We start from the raw sequence: 18,044 nt of genomic DNA, 5'->3' as shown, positions 1-18,044 counted from the left end.
CGTCTCGAGGAATGGCCGGAATGTCCGTTTTCGCTTGGGCGGCAGCACGTTTCGTTTGAGCAGGCATTATTGCGGCGATACGTCGACGATGAACGCGTTCGGAGCTGCCCTGTACGGAGTGGGTACCGCCCTGCCCCTGGTCGTCGGCGCGGCAGTGGGTTTGCGGTGGTCGCTACCCAAACCCGTGCTGGCGGCGATGATGGCGTTCGGTGCAGGCACGATGATCGCCGCGGTGTCGTCGGAACTGTTCGCGCCTGCCTTCGAGCAGGCCGGCATCCTGATCGCCGGGGGAGCGTTGTTCCTCGGCGCGGGCGTGTACGTCGTCGCCAATCATCTGATCGAGAACAAACTCGGCCCTGCGGCGATCGGGTGGGCGCTGATGCTGGGCACGGTGCTCGACGGTGTACCCGAGAACACCGCGCTCGGGGTGTCGCTCACCAGCGGCGGGGGAATCGTGCTGCTGGTCGCGGTCGCGGTGGGCAACGTGCCCGAAGCGGTCGGCGGCGCAGCGTTGATGAGGGATCAGCATGGCTTCAACCACTCTCGCGCGCTCGGATTGTGGAGCGTGACCGCGGCGGTCCTGGTCGGTGTGACCGTCGTCGGCTATCTGCTGTCGGATGTCATCCCCGAAACCGGAATCTCGACGGTGCAGGCGTTCGCGGGTGGGGCGACGCTGGCGGTCCTCGCGGACTCGCTGATGCCCGAGGCCTATCGCGACGGCGGCTGGTGGGTCGGAATGGCAACGGCTGCGGGGTTTTTGGTGGCGTTCGCGCTCGGTTGAGGCGCATCGATGTCACGCGGCAGCCGATAGACGGTTGTGGCGGACCACCGGTGCTTCACGCCTCGCGGCCCGCCTCGACGAGTTGCTTCGCGATCTCGGTGACCGGAATGTTGCGATCCTGGGACAGCCGACTGAGGAGTCGAAAGGCCTGCAATGCGTCGATGCTGAAGCGTTCCATGATCATCCCCTTCGCTTGCCCGATCATGTCGCGCGACGCCAGGGCCGACTTGAACTGTTCGTCCCGTCTGACGCGAGAGATCCCGACTGCTACATGCGTTGCCAAAGCCTCGGCCTGCTCGATCATGTCCTGATCGAACGCGCTGGGCGTCTCGGAGTACAGGTTGAGCGCGCCGATCGACTGCGTGTCGGTGTACAGGAGCATCGACAGACTGGCCCGCACGGGCGTCTGGTCGACGATGGCGTCGGCCACCAGCGGCCAGCGGGTTTCCTGGCCGAAGTCCTGAACCAGAACGGTGCCGTGACTCCGGATGGCATCGAGGCACGGGCCGGCGTCGTACCTGTCCTGCAGTTGGTCGATGAATCGTGGGATGTCACCGGTCGGGGCAACGGCCTGGAAGTCGTACTTCTTGTTGTGACGGTGGATGAGACTGACCCCGGCATGATCGACGGCCGTCATGAATTTCGCCGCCCATGTGGTCACGTCGGCCAAGATTCCTTCTTCGGTGGAAGGGTCGGGGTCGCCCGACGTGTGAATCGAACGCGCCAGTTCGGCAATCTGGCTGTGGAGATGCTGTGCATTGTCGTTCATCGAAACCCTCAGGGTCGTGGTCGACGCGCACATCCCACGTTGTCACGCATCGGCGCTCAGCGGAAGCATTCACCGAATACGTACCAGGCGGTTTCGACGCTGTTCGGGTTTGGTCGCTACAGGGCTCCCGCGAGTGCGGCTGCGTCCCACCGCATCACGACGGACGTGCCTTCGCGCGACGGAGCTACGGACGAGACGCTCGTCACCGCCGAAATAAGCGGTAAACCGTTGCCGCGCATCGGATTCGGTGTGGGTGGCCGCCACCGACCATGGTCGACCACTGCCACCTCCAGGGTCTGTTCGAGCGCCGAGAACGCGGCTCGAACGGTGAACGTTCCCGGGACATCGAAGTCTCGGTAGGCGTGTTCGACAGTGTTGGCCAGCGCTTCGTACACGGCGAGCTCGACGTCTGGGCGTCGACTGGAATCGATCGCGGCCGCATCGAGCCACGAAGCGACGGCATGTCTGACGGCGCCGGCGCGGCTGGGGGTGGCAGGTACGTCCGCGATCACCAGTTCGAGCGGGGCAGCGGTCGACGTCGCGACGGTCGGACTGATGGGTGAGTGGACAACCATGGAAGCGTCATACCCGGCCACGTCTACTTCACCCACCCGTCGTCGTCCCGTTATTCGCCGTTGCTCGAAACTGCAGCCAGGGCCGCGTCGAGGTCGGTGTGCACGGTGATCATCTGGTCGATCCCCATCAGCGTCATCGGCCGCTTGGTCGTCGGACCGTCGGCCACCACCGCGAAGTGCGCTGTGCCGGCGACGCGTCGACTGACCTCGATCAGCACCGTCATTCCGACGGAGGCCAGGAAGGACACGTCGGTGAGATCGACGATGAGCGTCGTCGGCACGTTCTCGGCGAGCACGGCGTCGATGGACTCGGTCAGCTGAGGTGCCGTCTGCAGGTCCACGACACCACGAACGGACACTACGGTCGTCGAACCCTTCCGGGTCACGAGGACCACGAGTGAACCGGGCTGAGCATTGTCGATCGTCATGAGTAAAGCCTTTCCTGTCGCCCCGACGGCGCCGTAGATCAGAATCAACCATAGCCACATGCGTCGAGAGGTCTCGCTCGCGGTTTGCTCGCATGGACTGCGGGAAACTCCGAAGCGGTGAGCGAATCGACAGATGGACCGGACAAAGACCACCTTCGCCCCGAGGGCGCGGACGACGACACGATCGCCGCCGTCGGGAAGGTGTCCGAGGCACTCGAGTACGTCGAGCGGGCGCGAGGGCATCTCTACGAGTTGCACCAGCTGATCGGGCACGCAGACCTGCTTCTCGACGAGGCAGTGCAGGAGCTGCGGGACAGCGGGCACGCCGAACATGCAGACCGCCTGACCACGGAACTGATCGGGCGCAACGTTCTCGCCGGTCGATGGACGTTCCAGATCGTCGAAGATTTCGACGACAACTACTGGACCGCGTTCCGCGAGGAAGAGCGCGCGATCCGAAACGCCCTGCAGGACGGAAAACGTCACGTGTTCGAGTCGGAGATGAAGGAAAAGCGGCGCACCCACGGCCACCCGCGTCATGACTCGCGGCCCTGACTGCCGAGTTTCGGCCCGACGCGGCCGAGGTACCCACCCGCAACCCCAGAAGGAGGTCGACGATGGCTACTGACACAGGTCGCACAGACGACGAGGGTCTCGGGAAGGACGGCTCCATCCCGGACACCGACGAAGGAGTGGCCGTCGGGCACACGTCGGAATCGTCCTTCGAACCCGAGGAAGACGAGCAGGCGCCGGAGTAGGGCGGCTGCGCCTGAGATGAACCCCCAGCAGTGGGGTACGAACCGTGTGTCGATGGGCCGTACCCCCGCTGATGGGATTCGGCTAACCAAGCAGCTGCTGCATCCGTTCGATTTCGGCCTTCTGTGTGTCGACGATCGACTGAGCCATCGCGATCGCGTCCGGGTTCGACCCGTCGACGATCTCCGCTTCAGCCATCGAGACGGCACCGATGTGGTGCTCGATCATCATCGTCAGCCATCGTCGATCGAACTCCTGTCCGCTCAGCGACGTCAACGAGCCCGTGTCGTCGGGGACCATCATGCCGCCCTGCCCGTGCTCCATGCCGTCCATTCCGCTCATGTCCATCGACGGGGCAGGCTGGCCCCACTGAGCGAGAAGTGCTGCGAGCTGGTCCATTTCCGGCTTCTGAGCGTCTTCGATCTCCGACGCCAGCGTGATCACTTCCGCATTCGTGGACCTGTCCGGTACAAGTTCGGCCATGTCGATCGCCTGTGCGTGATGCGGATACATCATCGTGGCGAAGTGGACGTCGGCGTCGTTGTAGACGGCAGTCGCGTCGTGGCTCGGCGCAGCCTGAACCGACGTGGACGGATGCGCCGAGTGGTCCGCCGTCGTGCTGTTGCTGCATCCAGTGACGAAGAGTGCTGCCGCCGCAACGGCTGCACCGAGTGCAATCTTGGTATTCATCTGTAGATCTCCCTGTGAGTGAATGGTTTTCAGTGCGGTCTGAATACCTGTCACACTCGCAGGAGAACGGACTGGTCCAACGTCCACAGCGTCCACGGCGGGGCGCGACCCCATTCGGATCGTGCGGTGCCTGTTCGGCTGTGGGCAGCAACGGTTCTCGGTACGTCACCAACCGCCGTTGTGGAGAAGGTCAACGCCGTCCACGTCGTGATCGTCCCGGCGCACCGATGCATCATGTGATGAGGCGTCGAACAGTCGTGTTCCCCGAAGGCGACCGGATGCACACTGTCGGCGAACATCGGCATGCTGGGGTGTTCGCCCACAGCAAGAGGCGCTGAATGCATCAGAACCACCCCGAACAGCACGAACGCCACAATCAGCCCACGCGCGGCCGGAGCGGCCCGCCGAATGGGTTGACCGAACGAACGCATGCGTCAGACCGTAGCAGCTGATACCCCCGGGGGGTAGGGGCGGGTGGAGTCTTCCGCACCGTCGAAGGTGTGCACCGACGTGGGACCGATTCGGCGGCGAAGCCGCAGTTGCTACCGTTTCGTATGGGCTTGTTCACCGAGAACGTCGTTGCGCGCCGTGTCGCTCAGCTGGCAGGACTGGCAGGCGTTGCAGCGGGCACGGTCGCCGTCGTCGCGATGTTCTCCGACAGGCCGATCAATCCGCTGATCGCCCTCGCGTCGTTCGTGCCGCTTCTGTTGACGGTCACGCTCGTGGCCGCGCTGATCTGCCTGGTGTTCCGCCGCTGGATCCTGTTGGCGATCTCGGCGGTACTGATCGGATTGGGTGCAACTGTGATCAGTCCGCTGTACCTCGCGAACGGACAGGAGGTCGACGGCCCGTCGGTGCGCGTGATGCAGGCGAATCTGCTGTTCGGAGCGGCTGATCCCGTCAGCCTCATCAAAACCGTTCGCGCCGAGGCTGTCGACGTCCTCACGGTGCAGGAATTGACCGAGACCCTGGCCGGGCGTCTGCGCGACCAGGGCCTCGAGGACCTGCTGCCGTACCACTACTTGATGCCCGACGAGAACGGTGGCGGTGGCGCAGGCATCTACAGCCGCTTCCCGTTGACGGATATGCGCGAGCTCGACGGCTACTACGGGCCAACCAATCTCACTGCGCAGGTTCAGTTTTCGATGCCCTTCGAGATTCTTGCGGTGCATCCGGGGCCCGCGTACGTCACGCCGCCGGATGTCTGGACGTCGGAACTGCGAGATCTGCGCGACGCCATGGCCTCCGCTGCGGCTGGTGACCGGCCTGTCGTCGTCAGCGGTGACTTCAACACCACCTACACCCACAAGCAGTTCCGAGAACTGCTCGACGCCGGATATTCCGACGCCGCAGACCAATTGGGCGTGGGTATCCTGCCGACCTATCCGACGGACAAGTCGTTTCCGGCGATCATCGGCATCGACCACGTCCTGACGCACGACGCACAGCCGACGTCGTTGGAACGCATCGTCATTCAAGGTTCGGACCACCACGGATTGGTCGTCGACGTCGCGCTGGGCGGCTGACTACGGAGCCGGGCAAGTCATGTCCTGTTCCGGCATGATGCCGTCGACCAGGTAGTCGGTGATGACGTCCTGGGCGCACGTGTTCTTGCCGAGGGCGTAGACGCCGTGGCCGCTACCGTCGACGCTGAGGAACCTGGAGCGGTCGCCGAACTTCTCGTGGATCAGTTCACCGCCGCGCAACGGTGTGACCGGGTCGCGCTGATGTTGTGCGACAAGCACATTCGTCGGTCCGTCGTTCTCGACCTGGACGGGAGGCTCGGTCTGTTCGATCTGCCAGTACGCGCACGGCATGATGTTCGCCGCTGCCGCACCGAACAGGGGATTCTTCCGACGATCTTCCTCGACGGCCTGCTCGTATGCGGCCGGATCCGACGGCCACTCGACGTCGTTGCACGTCACCGCGAGAAAGACAGACCAGTTGTTGTCCATCTGTGAGGCTGCGGCGCCCACTGCGAGGGGTGCGTCGTCAGGTGTCCCGTCGCGGAAAGCGATCCAGCTCTGTGCTGCCGATTCGTACGACGCCGGGTTGTACAGGGTGACGAACGTGGACAGCCGGAAGAGCCGTCCGTCGGTTCCCTCGACCGAAGTGCGGTCGAGTTTGTCGGCGATGGCGAAATAGGTGTCGCGTACCTCCTCCGGCGTGCTACCCAGGCCGTACTGATCGTTGCGTGCGGCGGCCCATTTCGCGAAGTCGGGGAACGTGTCTTCCATACCGAGGCCGTAACGACGCATGCCGTCCTGATCGAGATGCGTGTCACCTATGTTGCTGTCCAATACAATTCGATCGGACGTGTCCGGAAACATCGACGCGTACGCGGCGCCGAGAGCAGTGCCGTACGAGTACCCGAGGAAGTTTCCTTTGTCGTCGCCGAGCGCCGCGCGGATACGGTCGAGGTCGCGTGCCATGTTCGCCGTCGTCACATGCTGAGTACGTCCGTCGTCGTTGGCTGCACACCGCGTGGCCACTTCTTCGGCGGTGTTCGCCTGCTGGTCGAACGCTGCCTCGTCGAAGGCGTACGGCGGGACGGCGCCGTAGTACTCGACGTCGGGCGTGAAACCACAACTGATCGGTGAGGAGTGCCCGATGCCGCGGGTGTCCATTCCGATGAGGTCGTAGGTATCGAGCAGTTCCTGAGGAATTTCTCGCTCCGACAGAAAGATCGGTTGATCGAGCCCGGTACCGCCGGGGCCGCCGGGATTCAGCATGAGCGAGCCGCGTCGCGCATCGGGGTTCTTCGACGGTAGTCGCGAGATCGTCAGGTCGATCGTCTCGCCATCCGGGTCGTCGTAGTCCAGCGGGACGGGCACCGTGGCGCACTGCAACCGGGCGGGGCCGGTTTCCGGATTCTCGACGCCGTCGGGGCAGGAAGACCATTGCAGGTCAGGAGGTTCGGAGTCTGCCTGAGTCGAAGCCGGTGTCGCCGAACAACCGGCGACGAGGAGGCCGGCCGCCGCGACCATCGGAAGCAATCGGGATTTCATGATGTTGCCTTTCTGTCCGTGGTGTCAGGTGCCGACCGCGTCGAGGAGCCAGTGGTAACGCAGCCGAAGGGAGCGCTCGATGCTGCCGACGGCCGCGCCGAGGCCCAGTGCGATGTTGAGCCAGATCGGCAGACCGATCGGCGAGGTGAAGGTGCCGACAGAGTCGGCAACAGGTGGAATCTGCGAAATGGCTTCGGCGACTTGAAGAACGAGCAGAGCTACGCCGACGACAAGCATCGCTACCGACACGACGCCGATCATCCGACTCGTCATCGGGTGATTCTGGGCCAGGCGTGCGCGTCGCCCCTCCGCGGAGGCGAGGTCCGGGCTCAGTTGACGTTCACTGCCGTCGTCGGCGACGAAGTGACATCGCTTCATTCCGGAGCCGCTCATGGCAACGTGGATCGTGCCGCCCCGGACGGGAAAGGCGGCAGGCAGCTTCGACGCGGCGACCTGCCTCCCGTTCCGGTAGAGGTTGGCTGTGACGTTGCCCGAGCTCTGGTTCTGCCAGTGCCGAACGTCCACCGCATAGGCGTCGTCGAGTCGAAGGTAGAACAGCGCGCGACCGGGCAGTTGCCACCACCGAAAGCGCTGTAATGGTCGACCGTCGCCGGCGCGAAGCCGCCTGGCGGCGCGGTGTTGTCGTAGCTGTTCGAGCACTGTATCCCTCCTGTTCGGCGATCTAGCACGCTGTACTATTTCAGTGACAGCGCGACACTAGCACACCGTGCTAGCACGGCGTGCTAATTCGGAGTTGGTTCAGGTGAGCCCGTGCATGCGTAGACACTCGCGCGAGGGAATGGGAGCGATGACAGAGAATAAGGAACTCGATTCCAGGGCCAAGGTGATCATCGCGGCATGCGAGATGATCGGCGAAGACCCGGCGTCGACGCTCAGTGTGCGGGCAGTCGCGTCGCGGGCCGGTGTCAGCATGGGGTCGCTGCGACACCATTTTCCGACGCAGCGCGCGCTGCGTGACGCAGTCCTGCAGACGATCTACGACGTGGCGACGCCCGACGACGAAATCATCCACGATAGGTCGGTCCCGGCTCGCGATCGCCTGGTCACGTGCCTACGACAGGTGGTTGCGCCGCAGGTGGGGGACGAAGCGCGGAAGGCTTGGATCAAGGTGTTCGACGCGTTCATCGTGTCGGAACCTACCGACAAGACTCGTGCGGCGTATCAGGCCATGACGGCCGAGGGGCTGAGGAGAATGGAGCACTGGCTGACCGTCCTGGCCGACGAAGGCGCACTGGTGGACGGCGATATAGGGCAGCAGGTGAACTTTCTGAACGCCGTCGTCAACGGGATCTCGATCGAGCGAGCACTGCCTGCCGACTCGTCGATTCTGGACCGCGAAACGTCGACGCTGTACATGGCCGTAGACGCAATAGTGAAGCCGACTGCATCATGATGGACGCATGACCGATGCGTCTGTCTCAATGCCGCCTCAGGTTCGAGGCTTATCTGTCACCGGACTTCTGCCTCTGCTGTGGTTCTGTGCCACGCTCGCCGCAGGCGCGCTCGGCTTCTGGTGGGACACCGTTGGCGGCGTGGTTGTGGAATGGAATCAGCTTGGTCTGCTTTCCGCGATCATCTGGCTTCCCGGATCGTTCTTGGTGCTGAAGGGCAGTTATCTGTGGTACTTGCCTGACGTATGGCCACGCGCGCGCCGTTATCTCACAGCGGGGTTGGGGTCGGTTGCGCTGTGCTGCGCCCTATTGGTCGGCATTATGTTGTGGAATGTGGTCGATCCGCCTGAGTTCCGCGATCCGAACAGTTGGAGTCCAGTGCTGACGACCGTCGAACAATTGATTGTCGCAGTCCCGTATGCGGTCATGCTGATCCTGCTGGTGAATGTGATGGTCGCGCTGTGGCGGCAGTGATGTGGATCAGGGGCGCATGGATTGCGCTCGCGATTGTGCATATTGGACTGGGAGCATCCGTCGCGCAATGGACTCCGATGCAGATCACCGACTGCGAGCTTGGATTGACGATGTCGGCACACATATGCAATCAGACCCTGTGGGACCACTTCGGGATGTCGCTCGTACCGGTCCTGGCTGCGCCAGTCGTGTTGTGCTTCGTTGCTGCGATCGCGTGCCGGCCGCGAGTGTCGTGGTGGGTGGTCGGCGTGATGGCGCTGCTGGTTGTCTTCGGCTTCGGGACTTTGGTCACCGCATCGGCGCCGTCCTCGATGTCGTTGCTCGGAAGCGTGCCCGGCACGGTTCTTGCACTCTTGCTGGCCTTCAGCCACGGGCGGCTTGCGGCGCTTCGGAGGCACCGGAGTCCTACGTCTGAATGCCGGGGATCGGGAACTCCAGATAGTCAGCACTGCGAGCGTCATGATCACCCCGGACACGGCAAGGTTTCGTAGGCTGTTCGAGATCGACTCGATCACGGCATTTCTCCTTCGTCGTTGCGGCGAGGGGGCCGCCTTGTGAAACACGATCGCCGAGACGCGACCTCTGCCGCATCGGCTGAACTACCCGTTTTTCGCAGATGGGACGAACCGGCTACGCACGCAGCAGCTTTCGCCGACGAAACCGACTTGTCGACTTGTTGCCCCGGCCACACCACGGAACAGGTACCCCACCCCGCCGATCGGACGGTCACAGACGGGTATACGTCGGCCAGCATTGGGCCACCCCCTCATTCGTTCGATCACAGTAGGTACCGATGCACCTGAGACTCGTCCCGCCGCTCGAAGATTCACAGCCTTCGGCTACATTCACCGTCCCGCCTGCAGCCGATCTAGGTTGGGTCAGGCGATCACTCGGCTGGTGCGAACTCTTCGCGCGCGAGTGCTCACTCACCGGTACCGAACAGGTGCTGCTCATTTTTGCGATCGAGTGGGCGCCGTACGGCGGAGCCGACGCGGAGACCGTGTTCGTCAAGTTCGGGGTTTCGCGCCTCAAGTTCCTTCATATGGTGCAGGCTGCTCTGATGCCGAGGTCGACGGAACCGCGTCGGTTCACTGCGGTCAAAGCCGCCCTTTGTCAGGAGATTCTTCGGGCCTGGCAGCCTGTGCCGCGACCGACTGCACGGCCGATGACATGAAGGGGATCGCGTCGAGTCGGCTACTCATGCGTCTGGTCGGCGACCCAGGCTGCAACCTGAGCACGTGAGGTGAAGCCGAGCTTGGCGAGAATGTGCTCCACATGCCCCTGCGCGGTTCTGGGCGAGATCACGAGCCGGTCGGCAATGGCCTGATTGGTCAAGCCCTCCGTGACGAGGGCTGCGACTTCTCGTTCCCTCTTGGTCAAGCGCTCCGATGCAGTCGCGTCGGGTTTCGTGGCACCGGACGGACGCTCGCGCAGTGCGTATGCGATTGCCTCGTCCATGCCCAACTGTGTTCCACGTCGGTACTCTGCGTCGAAGGCCTTACCGAGCTGCTCGCGGGCTCCTCTCGTGCACATGTCCTGAAAAACCATCAGATTGGGATGGATGACAGGTGAGCTGCCGAAAGATCGTGCCACTCCGTCGGCCGCCCCCAGCAGGACCGCCGTCCGAGTCGGATCGTTCTGCCCGAGGGTGATCCACGCCAGTGCAGCGAGAGACGATGCGGTCATGCGGGGGTTGCGGAGGAGTCGAGTGGCGCCCAAGGCCTCCTCGAGCAGCCGGACTGCACGGTCGGATTCGCCTTGCCTCCAGACGTCGACGGCCATTGCCCACAACGAACGCGAGCGGTACATCTTCTCGTCCTGCTCCGCAGTGAGAGCAAGGACTTGTTCGTGCCACTCGATCGCCTTGCGGGTCTGTCCGTTCAATCCGTACGCCAGCCCCAGGAGGTGCATCGTGGCCGTCTCCAACGTTCGGTGTCCGATTCGGCGGAAGAGAGGCGCCGACTTTTCGAAGAACGACGAGGCCCTCGCGATGTCTCCACTGTGGAGCGCAACCGTGCCATCTGCGTTGGCAACCAACGCCTGCATCATGGGATCGTCCTTGTCGGCGGCCAACGCTCGCGCCTTGTCTGCGAGTTCGACGCCCGCTCCGACGTCGTCCTGCACGTTCGCCATCGCGCCCGCGCAGTAGAGGGCTTTCACCCATTCGACAGTAGGTTTTCCGGTCATACGTTCGAGCAGCCGTGTCAACCACTCGCGGGCTTCGCTGTACGAGCCTTGGGACAGCCAGAACCAGTAGAGCGCCGTTGCGGTGCGCAGCCCGGAACCCGGATCGTCGTCGATGTCGAACTCGAGGGCTTCTCGAAAATTCGGCTGTTCTTGCTTCAGGCGGGCGATCCAATCGAGCTGCCGAGGACTGATCCAGTCGTCTTCCGCGTCGGTTGCCAGGCTCTCGAACCAGTCTCGATGACGGCGACGCATGATCAAGGTCTCGCCGGTACGTTCGAGTTTCTCGAAACCGTATTCCCGGAGCGTCTCGAGCATGCGAAACCGCATGGCGGACCCGTTCTTGTCCCTGATGAGGATCGACTTGTCCGCGAGTGCGGTCAACGTGTCGAGCAGCTCGTCCGGGGACATGCCTGTACTGCACACCTGCTCTGCGGCGTCGAGATCGAAGCTTCCGGCGAAGACCGCCAGCCGTCCCCACACGAGCTTCTCCGACGCGGTACACAGGTCGTAACTCCAGTTGATGCTGAGGCGCAGTGTCTGCTGCCGGTCCGGCGCGCCCCTGCTGCCGCGTGTCAAGAGTGTGTATCGGTCGGTCAGCCGTTGCAGGATCTGTTCCGGCGACATCATCCGTAACCTGGCGGCAGCCAATTCGATCGCCAGAGGCAGACCGTCGAGGCGGCGGCAGATCCCCAGAACAGCCTCGATGTTGTCCTCGGTGAGTGCGAAACCTGGTGCCGCACTGGCTGCGCGTTCGACGAACAGACTTGCAGCGTCGTACCTGGGCACCGCGCGAAGCGATGGGTGACTGCTGGGGTCCGGAACCTTCAGAGGCGGAACTCGGAGTATGGATTCACCAGCGATGCCGAGTGCCTCGCGGCTCGTGGCCAGAATTTTCAGCCCGGGACACACTGTCAACAATTCCTGGCACAACTCCGCAGCTTCGGACACCATGTGCTCACAGTTGTCGAGCAGGAGCAACAGCTCTTTGCGTGAAAGAACATCGGTCAACACTTCACGCATCGACCGTGCGGACTGACCACGGACGCCGACAGCGGCAGCGACCGCATCGACCAGCGCGGACATTCCACGTAGTTCGGCCATCTCGACGAGGCGGACACCATCGGCGAAGTCACGCTGCACGCTCGACGCCACGCGTACTGCAAGACGGGTCTTGCCGACGCCCCCGATACCCGTCAACGTGACCAAGCGGGAACTGGACAACAAGTTCTTGGCCGCGGTGAGTTCGCTGCGTCGACCGATGAAACTGGTCAGCTCGAGCGGAAGATTTCCGGTCGCTCCACCCAATCCTGACGGAGGACGTGGCCGCGCCGAGCCTTTCGATCTCGCGGACGACGCGTCGGCCTTCGCATCGGTCTCGCTGCGGTGCTCCTCTCGAAGGGCCATGTCGTCCATCGGAAAGCCGAGATCGTGCTGCACCTGTCTCAGTTCCTCCCCGAACTCCGATGCCGTGCGAGGACGATCGTCCGGAGCGCGCGACATCGCTCGCGCGACGACTGAGGACACGTCGTCGGGTATCCCATGTTCGCGGAGGTCGGGGATCGACTGTTGGGTGATACGCAAGAACTGGGCTACAACCTGCTCGCCGCTGCGTCTCTCGAACGCAGCGTGGCCGGTCAACGCGCTGAACAACGTGGCGCCCAGGCTGTACACGTCGGCTGCCACCGTGGGCGGGTTGCCCGCCAGCACTTCCGGTGCGGTGTATGCAGGCGATCCGGTGACCGCGCCGGACGTAGTTTCGAAACCTCCGCTGATGTGAGCGATGCCGAAATCAGCAAGCTCCGGCTCGCCGTAGTCGCTGAGCAGGATGTTCGCGGGTTTGATGTCGCGATGCAGGATGCCGAGCCCGTGCGCCGTCTCCACTGCGCCGGCAATCTTCACCCCCAGCCGTAATGCTTCGTCGAGCGGAAGAGGACCGTCACGTCGAATTCGACTCTCCAGCGAATCGAGCTGGTGATAGGGCATCACGATGAACAAGCGCCCGCTGTCGGTCGAACCGACCTGCAAGACGTTGACGATGTTCGGATGGCCGGTCAGTTGCCCCATCGCCTGCTGTTCCCGAAAGAAGCGGGACTTGTTCTCCTGGTCGAGCTCGACCGTCAGAACCTTGACCGCGACAAGTCGTTCCAATTCGCTTTCATTGCAGCGGTACACGACGCCGAAGCCGCCATGGCCGATCTCCGTTGCCTCGGTGAACCCCAAGTCGGCCAACTCGGCGGCAGGCGACGGCGGGTACCGCTGCGTGTCGAGTGGGTCTTCGGAACGCATCGAACGGACTACTCACTCCGTCGGCTTGCCCGTCCCACCGCTGGCCCCGACGGCAAGACCAGCGTCGCTACACCGTGGGCTATTCCTCTCGGCGCTGTATCTCCAGGATAGAGCGATTCGAACGACGCGGCTCGTTCTTGTGCGAAGGCGTCACTCAGCGCTGTCGGCGGGGTTCGGCACCTAGTCCTGTATCCGGCGAAAGTCGTCTGATACCTTTGGCCGTCCCGCGATTTTCCCTCGTCGCCTGTACCGCATCTCGGAATGTGGACGGATTGTTCGACGCCTGTTATCTCCTGCCTGCGCGCGACAACCGCATTCCGATCGATGGATGCTCGGTGCTTCCCGCACGTCGCGATACATCCGATGTCGGCACCCTGCGTAACGGAACGGACATCTCGGGCGACGACAGCTGACGATGAGCAAAAAATGGGCGTGGACGGATTCGTTGGTGGTTGTGGCAATCGTGGGAGCGGGTGTAGTCGTTGCAGGCGTGACGAATGATCCGGTGGAGGCGTCGTCGAGTTACGCCAGCGAACCCGTCGAATATCCTGTCGACATTCCGGGATGTGACACCGTCGAACCGCCGGAAGATTCGGTCTCCTATGGCTTTGCGCGATCAGGTCTCGAAGGGTACGACCACCCGGACTACCCGTGGCTGACGTCGACGAAGGCGAACGCGATGTCGCTCGCGATCCAAGAAGCCCTGCCCGACGACATCGAGGTGGTAGCCGGCAGCCGCGCGCTGTTCTACTCGGATCCGTTCGTCTTCCAGCCGGTTCCATTCGTAAGTCCCGAATTCGACGCTGGCACAACAGCCGAAGCGTCGGTGATTCGTGACGGAACCGCAGGATCGTTGACAGTCAACGTAACTCGATCCGATGACGGACCGCGTCCATGCCAGGCGGGCTGGCTCGATTCACGTGAAACTGTGTCCGACGGAACCGTGGTGGACGTTCAGGACACCTGGAGCGAATACAGCGGCGAGCGCATCTACACCAACGTGGCTCGGATCTACGCGACCGACGGCACACGAATCACAGCGTCGGCGTCCGATCGCGACGACGAATTCCGCAGCACTGGAACCGTTCCCATGTCGATCGACGAGCTTCGATCCCTCGCGGCGATTCCTGAGCTGCTGTGGTCGACGCCGGTGCCTGGCGACGTTCTTCCCGTTCCCCTTCCGTGTGCCACGACAGGTCTCGAGAGCGGCCAGTTCACCGACGAGATAGTCCAGAACATCAATGCGGCGCTCGACGGCTTCTGGCGCTCGATCGATGCGCCTGTGGCCCTGGATCGCCCGCTCGGAGCGCTGCGGGTGTCACCGGAGGGGACGAGTAGTGCCTGTGGGTCCGTGCTCGCCGGAGGCGACGCGCTGACGATCTCGGTCTCCGATGCCGACTACCAGGAACCCGAGGGCCCGGCGCTCACCCTCTCCGACGGAGCTCAGTTTCGCGACGACCAACCCGGAACGGCGAGCGCGAGCCTCGATGGGAAGCCCATCGAGAACGTTCTGCTCGTGAAACCGTCGGGAACGAGAATCGACGTGGAGTTCGCGTCGAATACGAAGTCGTTGGATCGAGCGATGCTGCAGGGAATTGCGCTGGCGGTTGCGTCGGCGGTGATTTGAACGCGCGACGACGGTCTACACCCGCATGATCATCGTTGCCGGATACCTGACCGTGAGTGACCGAGACGCCTACCTCGACGGATGTGTGGGGGTGGTGCGACTCGCACGAAGCGCCGACGGCTGCCTCGACTTCGCACTCGGGGCGGATCTGATCGACCCGTCGCGCATCAATGTGTACGAATGTTGGTCCACGCGGGAAGAACTGGCGGCGTTTCGAGGATCGGGACCCGACTCGGGCCAGCAGGCCGCGATCCTCGACGCCGACGTCCGCGAATTCGATGTGACGGCAGGCTGAAGGTCCGCTCAGCCGAGCCGAACGTCGACGGGCACCGCGTTCTGCAGGGTGTGGCCGACGGGTGAGCTGGCCTGAACCTTGGCGTGCAGTTCCTCGATCTGCTCGGCGGGCGCGTCGGAGTCGATGGTCACCGTCGCCGTGATGGAGTCGAACCCGGCGTGCCCGTCCTTCAAGCCGAGGAACACGTGCAGGTCCAGGTCACCCTTCACATCGACCCGAAGGGCCTTCAACTCGATGCCGGCGACGGTCGCGTTGGCGGCATAACCGACTGCCAAGCAGTTACCGAGTGCTCCCAACAGCTGCTCGACGGGGTTCGGAGCGGTGTCCCCGCCCCCGAGGGCCGGTGGCTCGTCGGACTTCGACGGCTCGAACGTGCGAATTCTGGCTTCCGACGCGAACGCGCCCTTCCACGTCACATGGGCGGCCCAGGTGGTCTGCGCTTTGGCCGGGTCGGTCTCGATGGCCTGGATCAGGCCACCGACGGTCTCGATGTCGACGTTGTTGAGCACGGTGCTGGTAGTCATGATCCACTCCTTCGGCTTGTGTGAAATCGCTGTCGAGTCTTCTGCGCGAGAACCCGCAGCGATAGGTATCCACTCAGCGTGATCGGAAGGGTTGCAGGGCTCCGGTTTCTGTCGGTGGTGCGGTGTACTTTGCGCGGCATGGACGAGTCGGGGGGCTTGGCGGGGTTGTCGGATCGGGACTGTGTGTCCGGCCTCGAGGCTGCGTGTGTGACCGAATCCGGTGTCTTGGCACGGAAATACAGGACGGTCGCCGAGATCGACCGGCGCGGACTCGCACTGTCGTTGGGCTCGTCGGAGACCAAACGCTGGTATGCGCGCACCGCGCGGATCACCGAAACCGAAGCCGAACGTCACATCACGTGGGGGTACTGGCTCGACATCCACACGAACGTGTTCGACGCGGCCGTGAAAGGAGACATCCACGGTGACCATATTCGTGCCATAGTCGCCGGGCACGATTCGGTTCGCACCGCCGACCCCACCCTGTCCGACGACGAATTGGCTCGTGTGGTCGCAACCTTGTTGGATCACGCCCGCGATCACACCGTGTTCGGGGTGTCCCGGCGCGCCGCCGAGCTCGCCCACGCAGCCGCCGAAGCCGCCCGTGTGCGCTACGAGCAGGAACGTGCCCGCCGAGACGCCGACAACCCCGACCCCGATGACGACGACGATGTCGCGCCGTTGGGGCCGGTTCCGGTGCCGTTGTCGGAGAACCGGGCGATGAACACCCTCGATCTGTATCCGTTGCCGAACGGGCGGATGCAACTCAAAGGCAACCTCGACATCCTGCTCGCGGAAAAACTGCAGTCGGTGCTCTCACCGCTGTCGAAACCCGAACCGTCACCCGATGGCACCCCGGATCCGCGGACCGCGTCGCAGCGCCGCGCGGACGGGCTGGACCGGATGCTGGACCTGCACATCCAGGGCGGGAAGTCTCCGAAACAAGGCGGTGTGCGGGCCAACGTCAACCTGGTCGTCGGGTTGAAAGATCTGCTGCGGCCGGATCGGAACACGCCCACAGGCGGCGCCGGCACGGGATCGGGTACCGGCGCTGGTCCTGGTCCTGGTCCTGGTCCTGGTCCTGGTCCGGGAGATCCGGCTTGGCCGTTCGTGCTGTCGTGGACCGGCCCGATCAGTCGACGGCTCACCGAGATGCTGTCCTGTGATGCGAATCTGACGCCGGTGATCGTCGACGATGCCGGTGTGCCGTTGGCGATGGGCCGCAGCGAACGCCTCGCACCGCCTTGGCTGCGGGCAGCGGTGGTGGTTCGGGATCGGTGCTGCATCAAATGCGGCAAACCCGCGCAGTGGTGCATCGTGCACCACGTGAAGTACTGGGTCGACGGCGGTACGACGGATCTGAACAACTCGGCATTGGTGTGCGGGGCGTGCCACAACGAGATCCACAACTCCGACTGGCAACTACTGATCGGCGACGACGGACACCCCTACTGCATCCCGCCGGCCGTCGTCGACCCCGACCGGACACCCTGGCCCAGCTTCCATCGCCGACGAAAACAGGCGGCGTAGAACTATTTTCGGCTCGGTCTGCGGTCGACATGGCAGTCTGGGCGGGTGCGAGATGCCTACTCGGGTGAGACGGTGGCGGCTGCATACTCCGAACGTGTAGCGGAGTACGTCGACGTCTGCGGAACTCTGGAATCCGTCCATCCCGACGACCGTGCGCTCATCTCCGCCTGGGCCAGAACGCTGACCGGACCCGTCGTCGACGCCGGGTGCGGTCCGGGGCATTGGACACGTCTCCTCGCCTCGCTGGGTGTCGACGTCGAGGGCGTCGACCTGTCCGAGACGTTCGTCGACCATGCGCGTCGGCAATCCCCGGAGATAGGTTTCCGCGTCGGTGATATCGCATCTCTCGGTGTCGACGACCGTTCGCTCGGCGGAGTTCTGAGCTGGTACTCCACGATTCATCACACGCCCGACCGGATCGCGGAACCGCTGGCCGAGTTCGCACGCGCACTCCGCCCCGGTGGCACACTGCTGCTCGGGTTCTTCGAATGGTCCGAGCTCGAGCCGTTCGACCACGCCGTCGTCACCGCGTACCGATGGCCGGTCGAACGGTTGTGCGCCGTAGTGGAAGCTGCCGACTTCGACGTGATCGAGAGCCTGACCAGGCACGAACCGGACACCAGGTCGCACGGGGCAATGGTCGCCCGGCGTCGTTGACCGTCAGTCCGTACTGTGGGGTTTGATAAGACAATCGGACTTTTG

Annotated in this window: 20 protein-coding genes; 10 read left to right on the top strand and 10 right to left on the bottom strand. The window is 63.6% G+C overall.

Annotated features, from left to right (window positions below; genetic code table 11):
* Positions 1-88 precede the first annotated feature (88 nt).
* Positions 89-781, top strand: a complete 693-nt coding sequence (locus A3K89_RS12175) for a ZIP family metal transporter (protein WP_068425715.1) — start codon at positions 89-91, stop codon at positions 779-781.
* 55 nt (positions 782-836) lie between these two features.
* Here the strand turns inward: A3K89_RS12175 and A3K89_RS12170 are convergent, their stop codons facing one another.
* The 3 genes from A3K89_RS12170 to A3K89_RS12160 all read right to left on the bottom strand — a co-directional run bounded on the left by A3K89_RS12170 (position 837) and on the right by A3K89_RS12160 (position 2,553).
* Entirely contained in the window at positions 837-1,550 is a 714-nt protein-coding gene (locus A3K89_RS12170) for a GAF and ANTAR domain-containing protein (protein WP_068425713.1), read from the bottom strand.
* 116 nt (positions 1,551-1,666) lie between these two features.
* On the bottom strand, positions 1,667-2,125 hold the full coding sequence (locus tag A3K89_RS12165) for an ATP-binding protein (RefSeq protein WP_157105295.1): 459 nt from the start codon (positions 2,123-2,125) through the stop codon (positions 1,667-1,669).
* 50 nt (positions 2,126-2,175) lie between these two features.
* Entirely contained in the window at positions 2,176-2,553 is a 378-nt protein-coding gene (locus tag A3K89_RS12160; protein ID WP_084423759.1) for an STAS domain-containing protein, read from the bottom strand.
* Positions 2,554-2,670: 117 nt separating this feature from the next.
* Here A3K89_RS12160 and A3K89_RS12155 point away from each other — a divergent pair, with 117 nt between their 5' ends.
* Both A3K89_RS12155 and A3K89_RS25985 read left to right on the top strand, forming a co-directional pair.
* The gene (locus A3K89_RS12155) at positions 2,671-3,108 is read left to right on the top strand and encodes a hypothetical protein (RefSeq protein ID WP_068426267.1); all 438 of its coding nucleotides are present in this window, start codon (positions 2,671-2,673) and stop codon (positions 3,106-3,108) included.
* Positions 3,109-3,170: 62 nt separating this feature from the next.
* The gene (locus A3K89_RS25985; RefSeq protein WP_165839503.1) at positions 3,171-3,311 is read left to right on the top strand and encodes a hypothetical protein; all 141 of its coding nucleotides are present in this window, start codon (positions 3,171-3,173) and stop codon (positions 3,309-3,311) included.
* An 82-nt stretch (positions 3,312-3,393) separates the two neighbouring features.
* On the opposite strand, the gene A3K89_RS12150 is transcribed toward A3K89_RS25985, so the two are convergent.
* Entirely contained in the window at positions 3,394-3,999 is a 606-nt protein-coding gene (locus A3K89_RS12150; protein WP_068426265.1) for a DUF305 domain-containing protein, read from the bottom strand.
* A 50-nt stretch (positions 4,000-4,049) separates the two neighbouring features.
* A complete protein-coding gene (locus A3K89_RS12145; protein ID WP_068425711.1) occupies positions 4,050-4,430 on the bottom strand; it encodes a DUF6153 family protein in 381 nt (126 codons plus the stop codon).
* Between the two features lie 123 nt (positions 4,431-4,553).
* On the opposite strand from A3K89_RS12145, the gene A3K89_RS12140 reads away from it, so the two are divergent.
* On the top strand, positions 4,554-5,525 hold the full coding sequence (locus A3K89_RS12140; protein ID WP_068426262.1) for an endonuclease/exonuclease/phosphatase family protein: 972 nt from the start codon (positions 4,554-4,556) through the stop codon (positions 5,523-5,525).
* Here the strand turns inward: A3K89_RS12140 and A3K89_RS12135 are convergent, their stop codons facing one another.
* Positions 5,526-7,007: an alpha/beta hydrolase gene (locus A3K89_RS12135; RefSeq protein WP_068425708.1), complete on the bottom strand. Its 1,482-nt coding sequence runs from the start codon at positions 7,005-7,007 to the stop codon at positions 5,526-5,528.
* Between the two features lie 24 nt (positions 7,008-7,031).
* Positions 7,032-7,667, bottom strand: coding sequence for a hypothetical protein (locus tag A3K89_RS12130; RefSeq protein WP_068425703.1), 636 nt, complete (start codon positions 7,665-7,667; stop codon positions 7,032-7,034).
* 148 nt (positions 7,668-7,815) lie between these two features.
* On the opposite strand from A3K89_RS12130, the gene A3K89_RS12125 reads away from it, so the two are divergent.
* Both A3K89_RS12125 and A3K89_RS12120 read left to right on the top strand, forming a co-directional pair.
* Complete coding sequence (locus A3K89_RS12125; RefSeq protein WP_068426256.1) at positions 7,816-8,421, top strand: TetR/AcrR family transcriptional regulator; 606 nt, start codon at positions 7,816-7,818, stop codon at positions 8,419-8,421.
* A gap of 7 nt (positions 8,422-8,428) precedes the next feature.
* Complete coding sequence (locus A3K89_RS12120; protein ID WP_157105294.1) at positions 8,429-8,893, top strand: hypothetical protein; 465 nt, start codon at positions 8,429-8,431, stop codon at positions 8,891-8,893.
* Positions 8,894-9,023: 130 nt separating this feature from the next.
* Here A3K89_RS12120 and A3K89_RS12115 read toward each other — a convergent pair whose 3' ends face one another.
* The gene (locus tag A3K89_RS12115) at positions 9,024-9,233 is read right to left on the bottom strand and encodes a hypothetical protein (RefSeq protein ID WP_068425697.1); all 210 of its coding nucleotides are present in this window, start codon (positions 9,231-9,233) and stop codon (positions 9,024-9,026) included.
* A gap of 854 nt (positions 9,234-10,087) precedes the next feature.
* On the bottom strand, positions 10,088-13,366 hold the full coding sequence (locus A3K89_RS12105; protein ID WP_068425691.1) for a protein kinase domain-containing protein: 3,279 nt from the start codon (positions 13,364-13,366) through the stop codon (positions 10,088-10,090).
* Between the two features lie 415 nt (positions 13,367-13,781).
* Here A3K89_RS12105 and A3K89_RS12100 point away from each other — a divergent pair, with 415 nt between their 5' ends.
* Both A3K89_RS12100 and A3K89_RS12095 read left to right on the top strand, forming a co-directional pair.
* Positions 13,782-14,993, top strand: a complete 1,212-nt coding sequence (locus A3K89_RS12100; protein ID WP_068425688.1) for a hypothetical protein — start codon at positions 13,782-13,784, stop codon at positions 14,991-14,993.
* 25 nt (positions 14,994-15,018) lie between these two features.
* A complete protein-coding gene (locus A3K89_RS12095) occupies positions 15,019-15,288 on the top strand; it encodes a putative quinol monooxygenase (protein ID WP_068425685.1) in 270 nt (89 codons plus the stop codon).
* A gap of 8 nt (positions 15,289-15,296) precedes the next feature.
* On the opposite strand, the gene A3K89_RS12090 is transcribed toward A3K89_RS12095, so the two are convergent.
* On the bottom strand, positions 15,297-15,812 hold the full coding sequence (locus A3K89_RS12090; RefSeq protein WP_068425682.1) for an OsmC family protein: 516 nt from the start codon (positions 15,810-15,812) through the stop codon (positions 15,297-15,299).
* 138 nt (positions 15,813-15,950) lie between these two features.
* On the opposite strand from A3K89_RS12090, the gene A3K89_RS12085 reads away from it, so the two are divergent.
* Together A3K89_RS12085 and A3K89_RS12080 are read left to right on the top strand one after the other, a co-directional pair.
* A complete protein-coding gene (locus tag A3K89_RS12085; protein WP_084423719.1) occupies positions 15,951-17,342 on the top strand; it encodes a DUF222 domain-containing protein in 1,392 nt (463 codons plus the stop codon).
* Positions 17,343-17,387: 45 nt separating this feature from the next.
* Positions 17,388-17,999 (top strand): class I SAM-dependent methyltransferase, encoded by a 612-nt coding sequence (locus A3K89_RS12080; RefSeq protein ID WP_068425676.1) that lies wholly within the window; start codon positions 17,388-17,390, stop codon positions 17,997-17,999.
* Positions 18,000-18,044 lie beyond the last annotated feature (45 nt).

The organism is Rhodococcoides kyotonense (assembly GCF_001645385.1).
In the GTDB taxonomy this organism is placed as follows: Bacteria; Actinomycetota; Actinomycetes; order Mycobacteriales; family Mycobacteriaceae; genus Rhodococcoides; species Rhodococcoides kyotonensis_B.
The sequence above is the reverse complement of the archived record's forward strand: the minus strand, read 5'-3'. Positions and strand labels throughout refer to the sequence as shown.

Bases quoted from the DNA above. Each gene is read 5' to 3' on its own strand.
- A3K89_RS12090 (WP_068425682.1), bottom strand. From the start codon at position 15,812: ATGACTACCAGCACCGTGCTCAACAACGTCGACATCGAGACCGTCGGT.
- A3K89_RS12170 (WP_068425713.1), bottom strand. From the start codon at position 1,550: ATGAACGACAATGCACAGCATCTCCACAGCCAGATTGCCGAACTGGCG.
- A3K89_RS12105 (WP_068425691.1), bottom strand. From the start codon at position 13,366: ATGCGTTCCGAAGACCCACTCGACACGCAGCGGTACCCGCCGTCGCCT.
- A3K89_RS25985 (WP_165839503.1), top strand. From the start codon at position 3,171: ATGGCTACTGACACAGGTCGCACAGACGACGAGGGTCTCGGGAAGGAC.
- A3K89_RS12150 (WP_068426265.1), bottom strand. From the start codon at position 3,999: ATGAATACCAAGATTGCACTCGGTGCAGCCGTTGCGGCGGCAGCACTC.
- A3K89_RS12100 (WP_068425688.1), top strand. From the start codon at position 13,782: ATGAGCAAAAAATGGGCGTGGACGGATTCGTTGGTGGTTGTGGCAATC.
- A3K89_RS12125 (WP_068426256.1), top strand. From the start codon at position 7,816: ATGACAGAGAATAAGGAACTCGATTCCAGGGCCAAGGTGATCATCGCG.
- A3K89_RS12085 (WP_084423719.1), top strand. From the start codon at position 15,951: ATGGACGAGTCGGGGGGCTTGGCGGGGTTGTCGGATCGGGACTGTGTG.
- A3K89_RS12165 (WP_157105295.1), bottom strand. From the start codon at position 2,125: ATGGTTGTCCACTCACCCATCAGTCCGACCGTCGCGACGTCGACCGCT.
- A3K89_RS12095 (WP_068425685.1), top strand. From the start codon at position 15,019: ATGATCATCGTTGCCGGATACCTGACCGTGAGTGACCGAGACGCCTAC.
- A3K89_RS12145 (WP_068425711.1), bottom strand. From the start codon at position 4,430: ATGCGTTCGTTCGGTCAACCCATTCGGCGGGCCGCTCCGGCCGCGCGT.
- A3K89_RS12160 (WP_084423759.1), bottom strand. From the start codon at position 2,553: ATGACGATCGACAATGCTCAGCCCGGTTCACTCGTGGTCCTCGTGACC.
- A3K89_RS12135 (WP_068425708.1), bottom strand. From the start codon at position 7,007: ATGAAATCCCGATTGCTTCCGATGGTCGCGGCGGCCGGCCTCCTCGTC.
- A3K89_RS12175 (WP_068425715.1), top strand. From the start codon at position 89: ATGAACGCGTTCGGAGCTGCCCTGTACGGAGTGGGTACCGCCCTGCCC.
- A3K89_RS12120 (WP_157105294.1), top strand. From the start codon at position 8,429: ATGACCGATGCGTCTGTCTCAATGCCGCCTCAGGTTCGAGGCTTATCT.
- A3K89_RS12140 (WP_068426262.1), top strand. From the start codon at position 4,554: ATGGGCTTGTTCACCGAGAACGTCGTTGCGCGCCGTGTCGCTCAGCTG.